The organism is Novosphingobium sp. GV079, assembly GCF_003058045.1.
GTDB classification, from domain to species: Bacteria; Pseudomonadota; Alphaproteobacteria; order Sphingomonadales; family Sphingomonadaceae; genus Novosphingobium; species Novosphingobium capsulatum.
Window position 1 is genome coordinate 177,148 of sequence record NZ_QBUE01000005.1, and the last position, 15,718, is coordinate 192,865.

The 15,718-nt window shown below is 66.8% G+C and carries 14 protein-coding genes; 8 read left to right on the forward strand and 6 right to left on the reverse strand.

Going from position 1 to position 15,718, the window contains the following annotated elements; genetic code table 11:
- The first annotated feature begins 387 nt into the window (after window positions 1-387).
- Window positions 388-585 carry a hypothetical protein gene (locus C8K14_RS08725; protein WP_022677666.1) on the forward strand — a complete coding sequence of 66 codons (198 nt, stop codon included), beginning with the start codon at window positions 388-390 and terminating at the stop codon, window positions 583-585.
- Window positions 586-909: 324 nt separating this feature from the next.
- Here the strand turns inward: C8K14_RS08725 and C8K14_RS08730 are convergent, their stop codons facing one another.
- Both C8K14_RS08730 and C8K14_RS08735 read right to left on the reverse strand, forming a co-directional pair.
- The gene (locus C8K14_RS08730) at window positions 910-1,899 is read right to left on the reverse strand and encodes a serine hydrolase (RefSeq protein WP_051146437.1); all 990 of its coding nucleotides are present in this window, start codon (window positions 1,897-1,899) and stop codon (window positions 910-912) included.
- A 192-nt stretch (window positions 1,900-2,091) separates the two neighbouring features.
- A complete protein-coding gene (locus tag C8K14_RS08735) occupies window positions 2,092-3,597 on the reverse strand; it encodes a replicative DNA helicase (protein WP_054131702.1) in 1,506 nt (501 codons plus the stop codon).
- Window positions 3,598-3,772: 175 nt separating this feature from the next.
- Between C8K14_RS08735 and C8K14_RS08740 the strand changes: the two genes are divergently transcribed.
- The 4 genes from C8K14_RS08740 (at window position 3,773) to dcd (ending at window position 6,208) form a co-directional block, all read left to right on the forward strand.
- Window positions 3,773-4,255 (forward strand): UPF0262 family protein, encoded by a 483-nt coding sequence (locus C8K14_RS08740; RefSeq protein WP_022677662.1) that lies wholly within the window; start codon window positions 3,773-3,775, stop codon window positions 4,253-4,255.
- A 210-nt stretch (window positions 4,256-4,465) separates the two neighbouring features.
- Window positions 4,466-5,161, forward strand: coding sequence for a glycoside hydrolase family 25 protein (locus C8K14_RS08745; protein ID WP_022677661.1), 696 nt, complete (start codon window positions 4,466-4,468; stop codon window positions 5,159-5,161).
- A 14-nt stretch (window positions 5,162-5,175) separates the two neighbouring features.
- Window positions 5,176-5,619: a cytidine deaminase gene (locus C8K14_RS08750; RefSeq protein ID WP_233252667.1), complete on the forward strand. Its 444-nt coding sequence runs from the start codon at window positions 5,176-5,178 to the stop codon at window positions 5,617-5,619.
- 34 nt (window positions 5,620-5,653) lie between these two features.
- Complete coding sequence (gene dcd, locus C8K14_RS08755; protein WP_062783342.1) at window positions 5,654-6,208, forward strand: dCTP deaminase; 555 nt, start codon at window positions 5,654-5,656, stop codon at window positions 6,206-6,208.
- A gap of 22 nt (window positions 6,209-6,230) precedes the next feature.
- On the opposite strand, the gene C8K14_RS08760 is transcribed toward dcd, so the two are convergent.
- A complete protein-coding gene (locus C8K14_RS08760) occupies window positions 6,231-6,671 on the reverse strand; it encodes a globin domain-containing protein (protein WP_062783345.1) in 441 nt (146 codons plus the stop codon).
- Window positions 6,672-6,753: 82 nt separating this feature from the next.
- Here C8K14_RS08760 and C8K14_RS08765 point away from each other — a divergent pair, with 82 nt between their 5' ends.
- Window positions 6,754-7,245 (forward strand): Rrf2 family transcriptional regulator, encoded by a 492-nt coding sequence (locus tag C8K14_RS08765; protein WP_107716398.1) that lies wholly within the window; start codon window positions 6,754-6,756, stop codon window positions 7,243-7,245.
- A 75-nt stretch (window positions 7,246-7,320) separates the two neighbouring features.
- The gene (locus C8K14_RS08770) at window positions 7,321-7,881 is read left to right on the forward strand and encodes a DoxX family protein (RefSeq protein ID WP_084390769.1); all 561 of its coding nucleotides are present in this window, start codon (window positions 7,321-7,323) and stop codon (window positions 7,879-7,881) included.
- 57 nt (window positions 7,882-7,938) lie between these two features.
- Here C8K14_RS08770 and C8K14_RS08775 read toward each other — a convergent pair whose 3' ends face one another.
- Window positions 7,939-8,355: a hypothetical protein gene (locus C8K14_RS08775; RefSeq protein ID WP_054131705.1), complete on the reverse strand. Its 417-nt coding sequence runs from the start codon at window positions 8,353-8,355 to the stop codon at window positions 7,939-7,941.
- Between the two features lie 197 nt (window positions 8,356-8,552).
- Between C8K14_RS08775 and C8K14_RS08780 the strand changes: the two genes are divergently transcribed.
- Window positions 8,553-9,569 (forward strand): adenosine kinase, encoded by a 1,017-nt coding sequence (locus tag C8K14_RS08780; protein ID WP_022674531.1) that lies wholly within the window; start codon window positions 8,553-8,555, stop codon window positions 9,567-9,569.
- Window positions 9,570-9,657: 88 nt separating this feature from the next.
- On the opposite strand, the gene C8K14_RS08785 is transcribed toward C8K14_RS08780, so the two are convergent.
- Both C8K14_RS08785 and C8K14_RS08790 read right to left on the reverse strand, forming a co-directional pair.
- Window positions 9,658-10,899, reverse strand: a complete 1,242-nt coding sequence (locus C8K14_RS08785; protein WP_107716399.1) for an NAD(P)/FAD-dependent oxidoreductase — start codon at window positions 10,897-10,899, stop codon at window positions 9,658-9,660.
- A gap of 83 nt (window positions 10,900-10,982) precedes the next feature.
- A complete protein-coding gene (locus tag C8K14_RS08790) occupies window positions 10,983-15,716 on the reverse strand; it encodes an NAD-glutamate dehydrogenase domain-containing protein (RefSeq protein ID WP_107716519.1) in 4,734 nt (1,577 codons plus the stop codon).
- Between the last annotated feature and the right edge of the window lie 2 nt (window positions 15,717-15,718).

Sequence of the window (15,718 nt, forward strand, 5' to 3'; positions counted from 1 at the left end):
GCGTTGCCCGGCATGGCCGATCACGCGCGAGTCAGGCAAATCCGCCCATGCAGGCAGTATGTTGGATCATATTCGCACAGGTCTGGTGCTGAATCTGGAACAGGCCGCGCCGTTTGCGGTTGCACCCTTATGGATGTGTGCAGTTGCGTAAGAGAATGACGCAGATTTAACGCTTCATCGCTTTGGCAGGGCGCTTTGGCGCAGCAGCGCTCGCGCAAAAAACCCTTGCCGCTAAGGGCGATAGCGACGGCCCGTCGCAATGCTGTCGTCTTGTGCTTGCAAGCCGATGAATTGCCGATTAATTGGGACGTCGAAGTCTACCGTGGGAGTAGGCTTTGCGGCGGGCTTTGCCCGGCGCGGTTCACTTCAATCCAGGGATTGTAACGCATGCGCAAGCTCATCCTCGCCGCCGTCGCCGGCACCGCCTTCGCCCTCGCCGGCTGCTCGGAAAAGCCGGCTGACACCGCCACTGAAGCTGCCAGCGAAGCTGCTGACGCTTCGGCCGACGCTTCGGCTGCTGCTGCTGACGCCAGCGCTTCGGCTTCGGAAGCCGCCGCTGACGCGAGCGCTGCCGCGAAGATGTAATCCCCGCCCGCAAGGGCAGGTTACAGATAGAAAAGGGCGTGACCTTCGTGGTCGCGCCCTTTTTCGCGTGTGCGGCGCGAATCGCGATAAAACGGCTTGTGCGGCGCAGCGATGTCAGTGGCGTCCATCACCACCCCCGCTCCCCTCGGAAGAGGAGGAGCAGAACGCCAAAAGCCCCCTCTTCTTTAGAGGAGGGGGCTTGGGGATGGTGCTGGGCCTTGCGCTAACGGGCTTCGACAAGCTCAGCCCGAACGGCGCTCGTGCTGGACTATCAACGGTCCCGTCCGCCCTGAGCCTGTCGAAGGGCGCTAGCGCGACGCGGCGTTACCGCCGGCGCGAAACTTCGCCCGTCAGGTTCGGTCCGTCTGACGGCTGGAGGAATCCGGTATAGAGCGCGCTGGCAATGCGCGCGATCATCCCGGCCTGGGCCGTGTGGTTTTCCGGCCCGGCCACGAAGATCGCCATGGCCAGGTGGCGGCCATCGGGCATGCGCACGATGCCCACGTCATCGGTCACCCCGGCCAGCGTGCCGGTCTTGTGGGCCAGCAGCACGCCCTCGGGCAAGCCGGCGCGGATGCGGTTGCGGCCGGTGCTGGTGCGGGTCATCGTATCGAGCAGCACGGCGCGGGCCTGTGGGCCCAGCGCGCCACCGCGGTCGATCGCCGAAAGCAGCGCGATCATCGCCCGCGGCGTGCTCGACGTGCCGGTGTCGATGGCGCGGGCCGGGTTGATTCGCCCATCGTCACGCACCAGCGTGGCCATGGTGTGATCAAGGTGCTGGCCGGAAATGCCGGTCTGCGTCAGGAAGCGGTTGACCGCGCCGATGCCACCCACCGCGGCGATCAGCCCATCGGTGGCGTGGTTGTCGCTGCGCGTGATGGATTTTTCGATCAGGGTCTGTGCGGTATAGACCGGGCCGGGGCGAACCATCGCCACGAGATTGCGGCGTCCGGCCGCCTCGGGCACCGGCATCATCATCGGCAGGGGCTGGTCTAGCCGGAACCGGCCCTGCTCCACCATCTGCAGGAACGTGGCGGATACGGCCACTTTGGCGGTGCTCGCCATGGGAAAAGGCATGTCGCCGTTGATCAGCACTTGCCCGCCGCCGTCCAGGTCCATCGCGGCAACGCCCACGCGGCCACGCGCGGCAGCAGCAATGGAGGCAACGCGTTGCTGAATGGCAAGGTCACGCGCGCTTTGCACCGCGGCCGGCGGGCGGCTTTGCACCGCAGGCGATGTGGCCGCCAGGGCCGGAAAGGCTGCCAGTGCAGCAGCCAGGATGCGCAATTTACGCTTTGATGGAAGCCCGACCATTATGAGGGATTAACCCAACCCGCCTTATTATTTCGTTGCGCCACGATAAGCCATTGTGACTCTGGCGCAAAGGCGGGTGGTTCCCTGATTCGACGCCGCCCGGCGCATGCGCGCTGCGTTTCGTCGCAACTGTAAAACCGGTGGCCGGTTGAAAGGGCGGCGGCGGGCAAATTGCACGGCCCGCCAAGGGCATCAATCGTCCATGTCGTGCATCATCTGGTCGGGCGCCAGATCGCTGAATCGGGTGATCCGCGCCTCGAACCGCAGGCGCACCTTGCCGGTGGAGCCATGGCGCTGCTTGGCCACGATCAGCTCGGCCAGGCCGAACACGCGCTCCATCTCGGCCATCCAGGCGGCATGGGCTTCGTGGGTCTTGGCGTCATCGCTTTCGACCGGGCGCTTGGGCTCGCGCGAGGCAACGTAATAGTCTTCGCGGAACACGAACCAGACCATGTCGGCGTCCTGCTCGATCGAGCCCGATTCGCGCAGGTCCGAGAGCATCGGCCGCTTGTCGTCGCGCTGTTCCACCGCGCGCGACAGCTGCGACAGCGCGATCACCGGAACCGCCAGTTCTTTGGCCAGAGTCTTGAGCCCGCGCGAGATTTCCGAGATTTCGTTGACGCGATTGTCGGATTTGCCCGAGCCCGACAGCAGCTGAAGATAGTCGACCACGATCAGGCCGATATCGTGCCGGCGCTTAAGCCGGCGGGCGCGGGTGCGCAGCGCACCGATCGAAAGGCCGGGGGTATCGTCGATGAACAGCGGCAGCTCGGCCAGGCGTTGGCTGGCGAACGAAAGCTGCTGGAAATCCTCGCGGCTGATCCGGCCCATGCGCAGCGATTCGGAACTGATGCCCGATTGTTCGGCCAGAATACGCGTGGCGAGCTGGTCGGCGCTCATTTCCAAGCTGAAGAAAGCGACCGCCGCACCGACCGAATCCTTGGCCGGTATGCCGCGCGCCATGTCATCGCGCAGCCGGTCGGCGCAGTTGAACGCGATGTTGGTGACAAGCGAGGTCTTGCCCATGCCGGGGCGGCCGGCGAGGATGATAAGGTCGGAATCGTGCAGGCCGCCGATCTTTTCGTTGACCGAGGTAAGGCCGGTGGTCGTGCCCGAGATGTGCCCGCCCGACAGCAGCGCCTTCTCGATCATTTCCAGGCTGGCGCGGGTGGCTTGGCCAAAGGTCTGCGCCTCGTTGCCGGTCTGCGCGCCTTCGGCCACGGAAAACAGCGCCGCTTCGGCCTGCTCCACCTGCTTCAACGGTTCCACCGTCTCGCTGGTGTCCATCGCGCCTTCGACCAGGTTGCGGCCCACGCTGATCAATTCGCGCAGCAGCGCCAGGTCATAGATCTGTTGCGCCAGCTCGCGCGGTGCCAACAGGCCCTGGCCATCGGCGGTAAGGCGCGCGAGATAGGCGGTGCCGCCCAGCTCCTTGAGCTCCTCGTCGCTTTCGAAATAGGGCTTGAGCGTGACCGGGGTGACCACGGCCTTGCGATCGATCAGCGCCAGGATGCGTTCGAACACGCGCCCGTGCACCGGCGCAAAGAAGTGATCGGGCCGCAGCGGCACGGTCATTTCTTCCATGATGCGGTTGTCGATCAGCACGGCGCCCAGAAAGGCGGCCTCTGCCTCGACATTGGCGGGAAGCGCACGGACCTCACTGGCCGGACGCGCGAGAATGGCTTCGCTGGCGGACATGCCTGTCAAAATGAACCAGTCTCAAGGGTGTGGCAAGGCGGCGACGTGCGCGATCCGCGCAGGCGTTTTCCACAGGCTGTGGACGGTTTGGCCCCCTCTTCCACCAAGGTAGCATGCTCTGCGCCCGGCAAGGCGCTTGCTGCGCGGCCCGCCATGTTGCAACACTCGAGATCTTATGGCGGACCCGCGCATCTCGCATATCGAGCTGGACGAAACGACGATCGTCTGGCGCAACGCCGATGTGGAGCAGGAGCGCCGCGTGGCGATCTTCGACCTGATCGAGGAAAACACGTTCCGCCCCTTGCGCTCCTGCGCCGCCGGTCATGAAGGCCCCTATCGCCTGCGCCTGTCGGTGCTGGATGGCCGCCTCACGCTCGACATTGCCGACGAGAGCGGCAGCCTGCTGGAAAGCATCGTGCTGGGCCTGGGGCGGTTCCGCCGCCCGATCCGCGAATACTTCGCGATCTGCGACAGCTATTACCAGGCGATCCGCCGCGCCACCGCGCAAGAGATCGAGACGATCGACATGGCCCGGCGCGGGGTCCACAACGAAGCGGCCGAAATGCTGCTCGAACGGCTCGACGGCAAGGTGGAAACCGATTTCGCCACGGCGCGCCGCCTGTTCACCCTGATCTGCGTGCTGCATATCCGGGGGTAGGTACGCAGGGGCATGGCCCCCCTCCGACGGCCTGCGGCCGCCACCTCCCCCCGCGAGCGGAGGGAGGATCAAAAGCCCCATCTTCTTTAGAGGAGGGGGTTTGGGGGTGGTGGAAATCTGCGCGAGTCCGCGATGCCGTCAATTTTGACGTCATCCTGCCCATGCCCTATGGGCCGCGCTTTCACACCAGGGCTTGGGCGAATCTCTTTCATGGCAAAGCGCAGGAATTCGGCGTTGCGGCGCGCGCTGGCGGCATTGCTGCTGGCCGTGCTGGTGGGCGCGGGCCTGCTGTGGTGGCAATCGCGCGTGTGGCGGCCTGATCGGCAGCATTTTCCGGTGCAGGGCGCCTGGGCCGACGTGCACGATGCCCCGATCGATTGGCGCCTGCTCAAGGGCGATGGCGCCGATTTCGTCTATCTGACGGCCAGCGAAGGCCCGCAGCGGCGCGACGATGCCTTTACCGACAGCCTCGACCAGGCGCGCACCGCCGGGCTGCAGGTGGGCGCGGTGCATGTCTATGACCTGTGCGCGCCGGGCGATGCGCAGGCGGCCAACTTCGTCACCATGGTCCCGCGCGAAGATGCGCTGCTGCCGCCAGCGGTCGCACTCGATATCAACCAGCGCAGCTGCCCCACCCCGCCGACCGAGGCCGCGCTGCAAAGCGAGCTGACGACGTTCCTCAACCAGGTGGAAATGCACGCTGGCAAGCCGGCGATCCTGATGCTCTCGCGCGGGATCGAAAGCCGCTATCACCTGGCCGCAGTGATCGATCGCAACATCTGGGTGCGCCAGGATTATCTCGAGCCCGGCTATGCCGGCCGGCCTTTCGTGATGTGGACCGCCACCGATCGCTACCACGGCAAGGCCGCGCCTGGCCCGCTGCGCTGGGTGGTGGTGCAACCCTGATGGATTTGAAGATGATGCCTGATGACGCAAACCGCACCGCGCTGATCGCCGCTGCCCGCGCTGCGCGTGAAACTGCCTATGCGCCCTATTCGCATTTCACCGTGGGCGCTGCGCTGCTGTTCGGCGATGGCAGCGTGGTGACCGGGTGCAACGTTGAAAATGCCAGCTATGGCTTGTCGCTCTGCGCCGAAACCGTGGCCAGTGCCACGGCCACCGCCGCCGGTGGGCATGCCGGGCAGCGCGGCGGGCTTGTTGCCGTGGCCGTGGCCGGCGGGCCCGAGGGCGTGGATGGCGAGCCGATCACCCCGTGCGGCCGCTGCCGCCAAGTGCTGTATGAACAGGCTGCGCTGGGCGGCACCGACCCGCTGGTGCTCAGTGCCGGGGGCGACGGGGTCGTGGTTGAAGAACGCCTGTCATTCCTGCTACCGCGCGCGTTCGGCCCGGCCTACCTGGGCTGAGCTTTTTTCTGGCTGCACACGCAAAGGACCGGCCTTGTCCATTCTTTCCGACAAGTGGATTCGCAACAAGGCGCTGACCGAGGGCATGATCGAGCCTTTCGTGGAAAATCAGCGCCGCGATGGCTGCATCAGCTATGGCCTGTCATCCTATGGCTATGACGCGCGCGTGGCCGATGAATTCAAGATCTTCACCAATGTCGATTCGGCGGTGGTCGATCCCAAGGATTTCGCCGCCAACTCGTTCGTCGATCGCAAGACCGACGTCTGCGTGATCCCGCCCAACTCGTTTGCCCTGGCGCGCACCGTCGAATATTTCCGCGTGCCGCGCGATGTGCTGGTGATTTGCCTCGGCAAGTCCACCTATGCCCGCTGTGGCATCATCGTGAATGTCACCCCGCTCGAACCCGGCTGGGAAGGACACGTGACGCTGGAGTTTTCCAACACCACGCCGCTGCCCGCGCGCATCTATGCCAACGAGGGGGCGTGCCAGTTCCTGTTCCTTCAGGGCAACGAGCCGTGCGAGATCAGCTATGCCGATCGCGCCGGCAAATACATGGGCCAGCGCGGGGTAACCCTGCCGCGCCTGTAATGGCGCGGCAGTTCAATGCGCCTCATGCCGCGGCATAGGCTTCCGCTTCGGCGGCGATGAGAATGTCGGCCAGCATCCAATAGGCTTCGCCCCAGGCGGCCAGCACGGCATCGGTCGCCACCTCGGCGCCCAGCACATCGCGAATCGCCGGCAGCAGCGCTTCTGCCACCAGCGGATAGTGTTCCGCCTTCACGCCGGTTTCCACGTGGCGCGCCACCATGCGCTGTACCGGACCGGTGAGCGCGCCGAGTTTGTCGATATTGCGGGCATAGGCCAGGATCGCGGCCGCCAGCCGGCGTGGCTGTTCGCCGCTGTCCTGCGCCGCACGATCAAACATCGCCGCCACTTCCGCGTTTTCGAACAAGCGCTTGTACATGGCGGTGGTGATGGCGAGCCCATGCTTTTCCAGCGCCGGGGCAGTAGCCTTGACCGTGGCGATGGCTTGGGCGGAAGCGGTTCGCATCGACGTTCTCCTAATGTGGTATTAAAAATACCGGTATTTGTTTTACTTGATTCGTGCAAGCGCTTTGCCGCAGGCTGGGCCGATGCAATTGACCCAGCACACCGACTATGGCCTGCGCCTGCTGATCGCCATGGCGCGGCGCCCGGATGCGCCGCTGGCACTGCCCGGCTTTGCCGCAGAACAGGGGCTGTCCTACCATCACGTCGCCAAGGTGGCGCAGGCGCTGGTCCACGAAGGCTTTGCCATCAGCGTGCGGGGCCGCAACGGCGGGCTGTGCCTGGCCCAGCCGCCGGCAGCGCTGCGCGTTGGCCAGGTCGTGCGCGCGCTGGAAAAGGGCCTGCGCCTGGTCGATTGCGCAAATTGCCGCATGAACGGGGATTGCGCGCTGAGCGGCGCCGTCGCCCGCGCACTGGAGGCATTCCTGGCGGTGCTGGACGAGGTCACGCTGGAACAGGCCGCGCGCCCCGGTGTGTCGGCCTTTGCCCCATGGCTGGTCAGCAGCGATTCGCGCCCGCAATCAGCCCTGCCGTTGGGGGGTGATGGTGTGCCCTGTCGAGCGGGCCAAGGAACCTAACCGGCCTTGCCACCATTGTTGCCCCGTAACCTCATCGGAGGACGGGGGTGGACACTGGCATGGAAAGGTACGCCCATGAACACCATCGCGGCCTTGGCAGGGCGAATCCTGCTGTCGCTTCTTTTCATTATATCTGGCATGGGAAAGCTGTTTGACGTCAGCGGCACGCAAGTGGCGCTCGCCGGTGTCGGCCTGACGCCCGATCTGGCGCTGCCCGTCGGGCTGTTCGAGCTGATCGGCGGGTTGGCGCTGATGTTCGGCGTGGCCACGCGGATCTTTGCCGTGCTGCTGGCCGGCTTTACCCTGCTGACCATACTGTTCTTCCACCACAACCTGCTCGATCATACGCAGGTGGTCGAAGCGCTCAAGAACCTGGCGATTGCCGGCGGCCTGCTGGCGCTGTTCGCCCACCGCCAGGTGGCGTGGAGCTATGACGGGCTGCGGAACCGTCGTGATCGCGAGAGCGCCGCGCGTGACGCGGAAATGCGCGCGGCGCGGGCGGAAGGCCGGGCCGAGGCGCTGTCTGAAATGCCCGTGGTGGAAACGCCGGCCACGCGCGTGGAAACCATTACCGATGTCGATGGTCATCCCACCGGCACCGTGGCGGTCGCCCGCCGCAAGTGGTGGCAGGTCTGACCTGATCGCGCGGCATACCGGCCCGGCACGATGCCGCGGCCGGTATAGCCCCGCGGCTCAGGGGCGCTGGCGCAGGGCCGCGACGCAGGCGGCGCGGTCCACCTCGCGCCCATCGCCCCGCCGCGCATCGACATAGGTGGCGATGGGGCGGCCACCGCCCTGTGGCGGGTAGAGATAGGCATCGAGAATGCACGCGGTGCCGCTCCATTGCAGCTTGCGCGCGTCTTCTTCCTTGATGTCCAGCCGGGGCGGGCCGAACTGGCGCACCAGGCCTTCTGCATCGCTGCCGATCACGCCCTGCAATCCCGGGGCGATCTGGATGGTGGGGGCAGGGCGCGGCTGCGGCGCGGGCAGATGCGTGGACGGCCGGCCGCCCGGCGTGCGGCCTGGCGCGGGCAAGCGCCCGGGACCCTTGCTGCTCGGCACGGCGCCGCTGCACCCGGCCAACAGCGCCGCGCCGATGGCGGCGGCCATCCATGCCCGCCACGCAGGGCGGGCGGAAGCGTTCGCGAAAGGGCTGGGCAGGGCGGCGACCGGAGCAGGGCGTAACATGGCGCGGTGATGGCGCGGCGCGGGCGCGGATGCAAGCCAACGCATGCAGCCTTGCGGCCGGCCGACGCTGCGGGTAGGCGGCAGGGTTATTGCCTTCCCCATTCGTTGCGAAAGAGACCATGGCCGACACTTCCGCCGCCCAACCCGCCGTAGCGCGCCGTTTTGACGTCATTGCCATCGGCAATGCCATCGTCGACGTCATGGCCCCTGCCACCGACGATGCGATTGCCGAACTGGGCCTGGCCAAGGGCGGGATGACCCTGGTCGACGCCGAACGCGCCGCCGCGCTCTATGCCGCGATGGGCCCGGCGCGCGAAATTTCCGGCGGTTCGGCTGCCAATACGCTGGCCGGCCTCGCCGCGCTGGGCGCGTCGTGCGCGTTCATCGGCCAGGTGGCCGATGACCAGTTCGGCCGGGTCTTTGCCCACGATATCCGCGCTGGCAAGATCGCGTTCGATACGGCTGCGCGCGCGGGTGATCCGCCCACGGCGCAGTGCCTGATTTTCGTGACGCCCGATGGCCAGCGCACGATGAACACGTTCCTGGGCGCTTCGCAGTTCCTGCCGGCGGCCGCGCTGGATGAAGGCGTCATCGCTGCATCGGGCGTGCTCTATCTCGAAGGCTATCTGTGGGACCCGGAAGAGCCCCGCGCCGCCATGCGCAAGGCGATCGCCGCCGCGCGCGCCGCCGGCACACAGGTGGCCTTCACCCTGTCGGATGCCTTTGTCATCTCGCGCCATGGCGATGATTTCCGCGCCCTGATCGCCGATGGCATGATCGATATCCTGTTTGCCAACGAGCACGAACTGGCCGCGCTGACCGGGCATGACGACTTTCACGATGGCATGGCCGCGCTCAGCGGCAAGGTGCCCACGCTGGTCGTCACGCGTGGCGCGCAGGGCGCCCATGCCTGCCACGCCGGCGAGGAAGCCCATGTGTCGGCCCAGCCGATCGACAAGGTGGTCGATACCACGGGTGCGGGGGATCTGTTTGCCGCCGGGTTCCTCTATGGCCACGTGCGCGGGCTGCCGCTCGCTGAAAGCCTGCGCCTGGGCGCGGTCTGCGCGGCCGAGATCATCTCGCACTATGGCGCCCGCCCCGAAGCCGATCTCAAAGCGCTGACCGGGCTGGCCTGACCACAAGATCTTTCACACAAAGCCACGAAGCCACCAAGGAAACCACAGTTTCTCTTTGTGCCTTCGTGGCTTCGTGTGAATGACGTTCTTATAGCATGTCTTTCAGCGGCACGCTGGCATCGGCCAGGCGCTCTGCCGCGATCTGCGAACGCGCTTCCACCAGTTTCTTGCCCTGGACATAGTCCTTGACCATGTTCACGCAATCGAGCGCGATCACCTTGCCCTGCTTGAGATAGACCACCGAAAAGCTGCGCGTGGCCGGATCGCCGCGCAGCACGGCGAGATCGTGGCCGGTCGACAGGCCCACGGTCTGCAGGCGCAAGTCATACTGGTTGGACCAGAACCACGGCGTGGCCTTGTACGGCACCAGCGTGCCGCAGATCGCCTTGGCGGCGGTGGTCGCCTGGTCATTGGCATTCTGCACCGATTCCAGGCGGATCACCGCGCCATCGGCAAAATCGTTGGCATGGGCGGCGCAATCGCCGATCGCATAGACATGCGGCAGCGACGTGCGGCAATATTCGTCCACGTCCACCCCGTTGCCACCGGCGGCGCCAGCGGCCAGCAGCGGGCCAACCTGGGGAATGATGCCGATACCCACGATCACCAGATCGGCCGGCAGCACATGGCCATCGGCCAGGCGCACGCCGGTTACCTTGGTGCCATCGCCTTCCAGGCAATCGACCGCCACTTCGGTGCGCAGGTCAACGCCATGGGCGCGGTGCTCGTCCTGATAGAAGGTGGACAGCGCCTCTCCGGCCACGCGCGCCAGCACGCGCGGCAAGGCTTCCAGCAGGGTGACATGGCAGCCCAGCTTGGTCAGCACCGCGGCTGCTTCCAGCCCGATGTAGCCGCCGCCGATCACCACCGCGCGCTTGGCCCCGGCGTCGAGCTCGGCCATCAGGCGATCGGCATCGGCGCGAGTGCGCACGCCGTGCACCCCGGCCAGATCGTGCCCGGCGCAGGACAGGCGCCGCGCGTCGCCGCCGGTGGCCCAGATCAGGTTGCCATAGCTGAGCGTGGCGCCATCGGCGGTACGCAGGCTGCGCGCCTCGGGATCGACCGCGACCACTTCGTGGCCCAGCGCCATTTCCACGCCCTTGTCCTGCCAAAAAGCGCCGGGGCGGATCATGATCCGCTCGAACGTCTTGTCGCGGGCCAGGTATTCCTTGGACAGCGGCGGGCGTTCATAGGGCAATTCGGGCTCGCGACCGATCACCAGGATCGATCCCTCAAAGCCGTTCTGCCGCAGGGCAATGGCCGCCTGCGCGCCGCCATGGCCTGCGCCGACGATCACCACATCTGCAAAACCGGCCTCGAATGTACCCATGAAGTCCTCCTCTCGCGTGGGGAGGAGGGTTGTGGACAAATGGTGCGGCGCGTCAAGCGCGCCGCACCATTAATTTACGTCATTCAGCGCAGCAGCAGGCTGCGCGCCTGGCTGGCGATCTGGGCCAGCATGGCCGGGGTTACCGCTGCGGTTGCCTGGGCGCGGGCGATCAGGCTGCGCAGCTGGCGCACGGGATCGGCCTTGGCCTTGAGCCACTGATGTGCGCTGGCATCGGGATTGCTGCCGCCCATCCGGCGCAGGAATTCCATGCGCATCTGCTGGAAATCGCGGGCCAGGCCCGCCACCAGCAGGCGCTCCCACGGATCGGACGGGTTCATCCGCGCGGCAGTCTGCTGGGCCCAGTCGATCCCGAGGTTGGCCCCCAGATCGGCAAAGGCGCCGGTCAGCACCACGGCATCCACATCCAGCTCGTCGGCCAGATGCGCCAGGCCGATGGCGCCATCCAGATCGAACAGATGCACCACGCGTTCGGCCACGTCCTGCGGCGTGCCCGCATCGGTCAGTTCCTGGCCTAGCCGCCGCGCCTGCGCCTGCGCTTCGCCGCGCAGCAGCTCGGCCGTGGTATGCGAAAGCCGGCCCACCCCGCCACACAGATCCGCGATCAAGGCGTCGGGCTTGAGCGTGCCATGGCACGAGCGCAGCACATCGGCGATGTGGCCACGCAGGGCCTGCGCGGTGCGTTCGAACAGCGACAGGCGCAGCGCCTCGCCCATCGGCGCGGTATCGAGCAGGGCCCAGGTTTCCGCCAGGCCGAGCAGGCGCTCTGCCGCCACGAATGCGGCCGCCACCTGGGCCAGGGTCATCCCTTCTTCTTCGGCCAGCTCGAACGGGTGCACCGGGCCAAGCCGATTGACGATGCGGTTGGCCAGCTTGGTCGCGATGATTTCGCGGCGCAGGCGGTGATGCACGATATCGGTCTCGAAGGTCTCGCGCATCGCGGCGGGGAAGGCGCCGAGCAGTTCTTCTTCCAGCACCGGATCATCTACCACCGGGCTTTCTTCCAGCGCGCGCTGCAAGACCAGCTTGGTGGAAGAGACCAGCACGGCCAGTTCGGGCCGGGTCAGCCCCATGCCGGCCGCCGCGCGGCGGGCATAGTCATCCGACGGCGCTAGCCCTTCGGTCTTGCGATCGAGATCGCCACTTTCTTCCAGCACGTCGATCAGTCGGGTCAGCGCCGGCACCGCCTGCGTGCCGCCCCGCTCGGCGATGGACAGGCCCAGCGCCTGCAGGCGGTTGTCCTCCAGCACCAGGTGCGCCACCGCGTCGGTCATGCTGGACAGCAGGGCGACGCGGCCATCCTCGTCCAGGCGGCCGGCGCGCTTGGCACTGGCCAGCGCGATCTTGATGTTGACCTCGTTGTCCGAACAATCGACGCCGGCCGAATTGTCGATGAAGTCGGTGTTCACGCGGCCACCGTGCAGGGCATATTCGATGCGCGCGGCCTGGGTCATGCCCAGGTTGGCGCCTTCGCCGATCACCCGCGCGCGCACTTCGTTGGCCGAAATGCGATAGGCATCGTTGGCCGGATCGCCGACGTTGACGTTGGCCTCGCTCGATGCCTTGAGATAGGTGCCGATGCCGCCAAACCACAGCAGGTCCACCGGCGCCTGGAGGATCAGCGCGATCAGCGTGTCGGGATCGAGTTCATCCACCGCCACGCCCAGGATCGTCTGGACCTGCGGGCTGAGCGGGATCGCCTTGAGGCTGCGCGGAAACACGCCGCCGCCTTCCGAGATCAGACTCTTGTCATAATCGTCCCAGCTGGACCGGGGCAGCGCGAACATGCGCGCGCGCTCTTCCCAGCTCTTGGCCGGATCGGGATCGGGATCGAGGAACACGTGGCGATGATCGAACGCCGCCACGATCTTGAGCGCCTTGGACAAGAGCATGCCGTTGCCGAACACGTCGCCCGACATGTCGCCCACGCCCACCACGCGCACAGGGTCGGTCTGCACATCGACGCCCAGTTCCAGGAAGTGGCGCTGAACCGACAGCCAGGCACCCTTGGCGGTAATGCCCATCGCCTTGTGGTCATAGCCCTTGGAACCGCCGCTGGCGAAGGCGTCGTCCAGCCAGAAGTTGCGCTCGGCCGCGATCGCATTGGCCACGTCGGAAAACGTCGCCGTGCCCTTGTCTGCGGCGACCACGAAATAGGGGTCTTCGCCGTCGCGGATCAGCACGCCTTCGGGATGGACCACGGCGCCATCGACGATGTTGTCGGTGATCGACAGCAGCGTGCGGATGAACACCTGATAGCTCGTTTTGCCCTCGGCCAGCCAGGCTTCGCGCTCGCGCACGGGATCGGGCAACTGCTTGGGATAAAAGCCGCCTTTGGCCCCGGTTGGCACGATCACCGCGTTCTTCACGCGCTGCGCCTTCATCAGGCCGAGGATTTCGGTGCGGAAATCGTCGCGGCGGTCAGACCAGCGCAGGCCACCGCGCGCCACTGGCCCGGCGCGCAGGTGAATGCCTTCCACTCGCGGCGAATAGACGAAGATTTCGCGCCACGGCACCGGCTTGGGCAGGCCGGGCACCAGCGCCGAATCGATCTTGAAAGCCACTGCCTCGGCCGCCGCCGGGGCAAAGGCGTTGGTGCGCAGGATCGCCTCGACCAGCGCGCGGAAGCTGCGCAGCAGGCGGTCGTCGTTGATCGCGGCGACTTGGCCCAGGCCAGTGCGGATCTGCTCGGCCGCAGCTTCGCCGCCGTGCTTGCGGTCACCGGCAAAGGCGGGATCGTGGCGGGCGCGGAAGAAGCCGATGAGGCCGCGCGTCACGTCAGGCGCGTTCTTGAGCGCATCGACCACGGTGGCGATGCCAAAGGTCATGCCGGCCTGACGCAGATAGCGATACCAGGCGCGCAGCCAGTTGGCCTCGGTCGCGGTCAGGCCCACGGCCACGATCAGGCGATTGAACGCATCATCCTCGGCCACGCCGTTGAGCACGGCGGCCAGCGATTCCTCGATCGCCGTCGCGCGCGCCAGCAGCGCCTCGGGCGTGGTATCGGCGGGGTGGGCCACCAGGAAATCGTGGATGAAGCCCAGCTTGCCATGGTCGAGCGCGGTGGGCACTTCTTCCAGCGCGCGAAAGCCGAAGTTTTCCAGCACGGGCACGGCATCGGACAGCACGATCGCACCTTCGCGCTGATAGAGCTTGAGCCGCAGGGCGGATTCGCCACTCAGCCGGTGCAACCGCACGGCGCGGCGTGGCGCGTCGTCAGCGGTCAGCGCGCGCAGCACGCGGATATCGCCGGCGGCCTCTGCCGCGCCATAGCCGGCGCGATAGCCCACCGGGAACGCCGTGGCATAGCGCGAGGCGATCGCGGCGGCGCGGGTTGGTTCCTCGGTCTTGGCCAGTTCGGCTTCCACCGCCGCTTCCCAGCCGCGCACCAGGGTCTGGAACGCGGCGTCGAGCGCTGCTTCGTCGATCCCTTCGCCGTCGTCGGCAAGGGTGTCTTCCTCGCCGCGCATGTCGATGGCAAAGCGGGTCAGCGCCAGGGTGCTGCCTTCGACCTGCAGGCTCCAATCGAGCACCTGGCCGCCGGTGGCCTGTTCCAGCATCTGCGCGACCTGTTCGCGCACTTGCGTCGATTGGCTGTCACGCGGCTGCCAGACAAACGCATAGAGATGCCGCTCCAGCGGCGCGCGCACCAGCGCCAGGCGCGGGCGCGGGCGATCGACCAGCACCATCATGGTGGTGGCGATGCGTTCCAGATCGGCATCGGAAAAGCTGATCAGCAGATCGTGTGGCAGCGCCGTCAGCGCATGGACCAGCGCCTTGCCGGCGTGGCCGGCCGGATCGAAGCCCAGCTTCTTCATCAGCGTATCGAGCTGGCTGCGCATGCGCGGCACGCGATCGGGCGTGGCCGCCAGGGCAGAGCTGGTCCATACCCCGGCGTGAACCGACAGCGCGGTGATCCTGCCACCTTCGCTCACCGGCACCAGGAACAGGTCGAGCGGCACCTGGCGGTGCACCAGGGCAATGCGGTTGGCCTTGACGATCAGCGGGATGCGCACCGCGTCTTCGCCGCGCGTGCCGATCTTGTCGAACCAGGCAAAGGCGCGGGCATAAGAGGCATCGGACAAGAGCGGCGCATCGGTGGCGCGGCAGATGCCCAGCGCCTCGGTCACGGTGCCATCGCGGTGGCGGGTGACGTGGCCCAGCTGGGTCAACATGCCATCGGCCAGCCAGCGCAGCAGCGCGGCGCCTTCGGAATCGGGCAGGCCGCGCGCATCATGCTGCATCAGGCCCTGCATCTGCGGCCAATCGGCCACCGCGGCGTGGACATCGGCCAGCGTCGCGCTCAGCGCGGCGGCCAGCTCGCGGCGGGCCTTGGCATCGGCCCGCTCGGTTTCCAGATAGATCATGGATTCGCGCAGTTCACCGATCGCCTCGCCGCTCGGCAGGTCGATCAGCGCGCCATGCGGATCGCGCCGCACCGCCAGCACGGGGTGCAGCAGCTTTTCGATGGTCAGGCCCTGCGCGGTGATTGTCGCCGCGATCGAATCCACCAGGAACGGCATGTCATCGTTGATCACGGCAATGCGCAGCGCGCGCTGCCCGCCCATCGATTCGATCGCCACGGCGGCATCAGGCCCCTGGCGCAGGGCGGCGGTGGCCAGGGTGAAGCGGGCCGCCTCGGTCAGGCGCTCCCCGGTAAAGTCCGCCTCGTCACCAGGCAGCAAGGCGCCGGCCAGGCGCGCAGCCAAGGCTGAAACCAGATGCTCGGCATCGGGCCCGCCCCCGCCTGCCCCGGCTGAGGGCGTGACTGGGGCATTGGGATCAATCGTGCTCGCCATGG

What these genes read in the sequence shown, in the direction of transcription:
- C8K14_RS08725 (WP_022677666.1), top strand. Translation starts at nt 388, where the DNA reads ATGCGCAAGCTCATCCTCGCCGCCGTCGCCGGCACCGCCTTCGCCCTC.
- C8K14_RS08730 (WP_051146437.1), bottom strand. Translation starts at nt 1,899, where the DNA reads ATGGTCGGGCTTCCATCAAAGCGTAAATTGCGCATCCTGGCTGCTGCA.
- C8K14_RS08735 (WP_054131702.1), bottom strand. Translation starts at nt 3,597, where the DNA reads ATGTCCGCCAGCGAAGCCATTCTCGCGCGTCCGGCCAGTGAGGTCCGT.
- C8K14_RS08740 (WP_022677662.1), top strand. Translation starts at nt 3,773, where the DNA reads ATGGCGGACCCGCGCATCTCGCATATCGAGCTGGACGAAACGACGATC.
- C8K14_RS08745 (WP_022677661.1), top strand. Translation starts at nt 4,466, where the DNA reads ATGGCAAAGCGCAGGAATTCGGCGTTGCGGCGCGCGCTGGCGGCATTG.
- C8K14_RS08750 (WP_233252667.1), top strand. Translation starts at nt 5,176, where the DNA reads ATGCCTGATGACGCAAACCGCACCGCGCTGATCGCCGCTGCCCGCGCT.
- C8K14_RS08760 (WP_062783345.1), bottom strand. Translation starts at nt 6,671, where the DNA reads ATGCGAACCGCTTCCGCCCAAGCCATCGCCACGGTCAAGGCTACTGCC.
- C8K14_RS08765 (WP_107716398.1), top strand. Translation starts at nt 6,754, where the DNA reads ATGCAATTGACCCAGCACACCGACTATGGCCTGCGCCTGCTGATCGCC.
- C8K14_RS08770 (WP_084390769.1), top strand. Translation starts at nt 7,321, where the DNA reads ATGAACACCATCGCGGCCTTGGCAGGGCGAATCCTGCTGTCGCTTCTT.
- C8K14_RS08775 (WP_054131705.1), bottom strand. Translation starts at nt 8,355, where the DNA reads ATGGCCGCCGCCATCGGCGCGGCGCTGTTGGCCGGGTGCAGCGGCGCC.
- C8K14_RS08780 (WP_022674531.1), top strand. Translation starts at nt 8,553, where the DNA reads ATGGCCGACACTTCCGCCGCCCAACCCGCCGTAGCGCGCCGTTTTGAC.
- C8K14_RS08785 (WP_107716399.1), bottom strand. Translation starts at nt 10,899, where the DNA reads ATGGGTACATTCGAGGCCGGTTTTGCAGATGTGGTGATCGTCGGCGCA.
- C8K14_RS08790 (WP_107716519.1), bottom strand. Translation starts at nt 15,716, where the DNA reads ATGGCGAGCACGATTGATCCCAATGCCCCAGTCACGCCCTCAGCCGGG.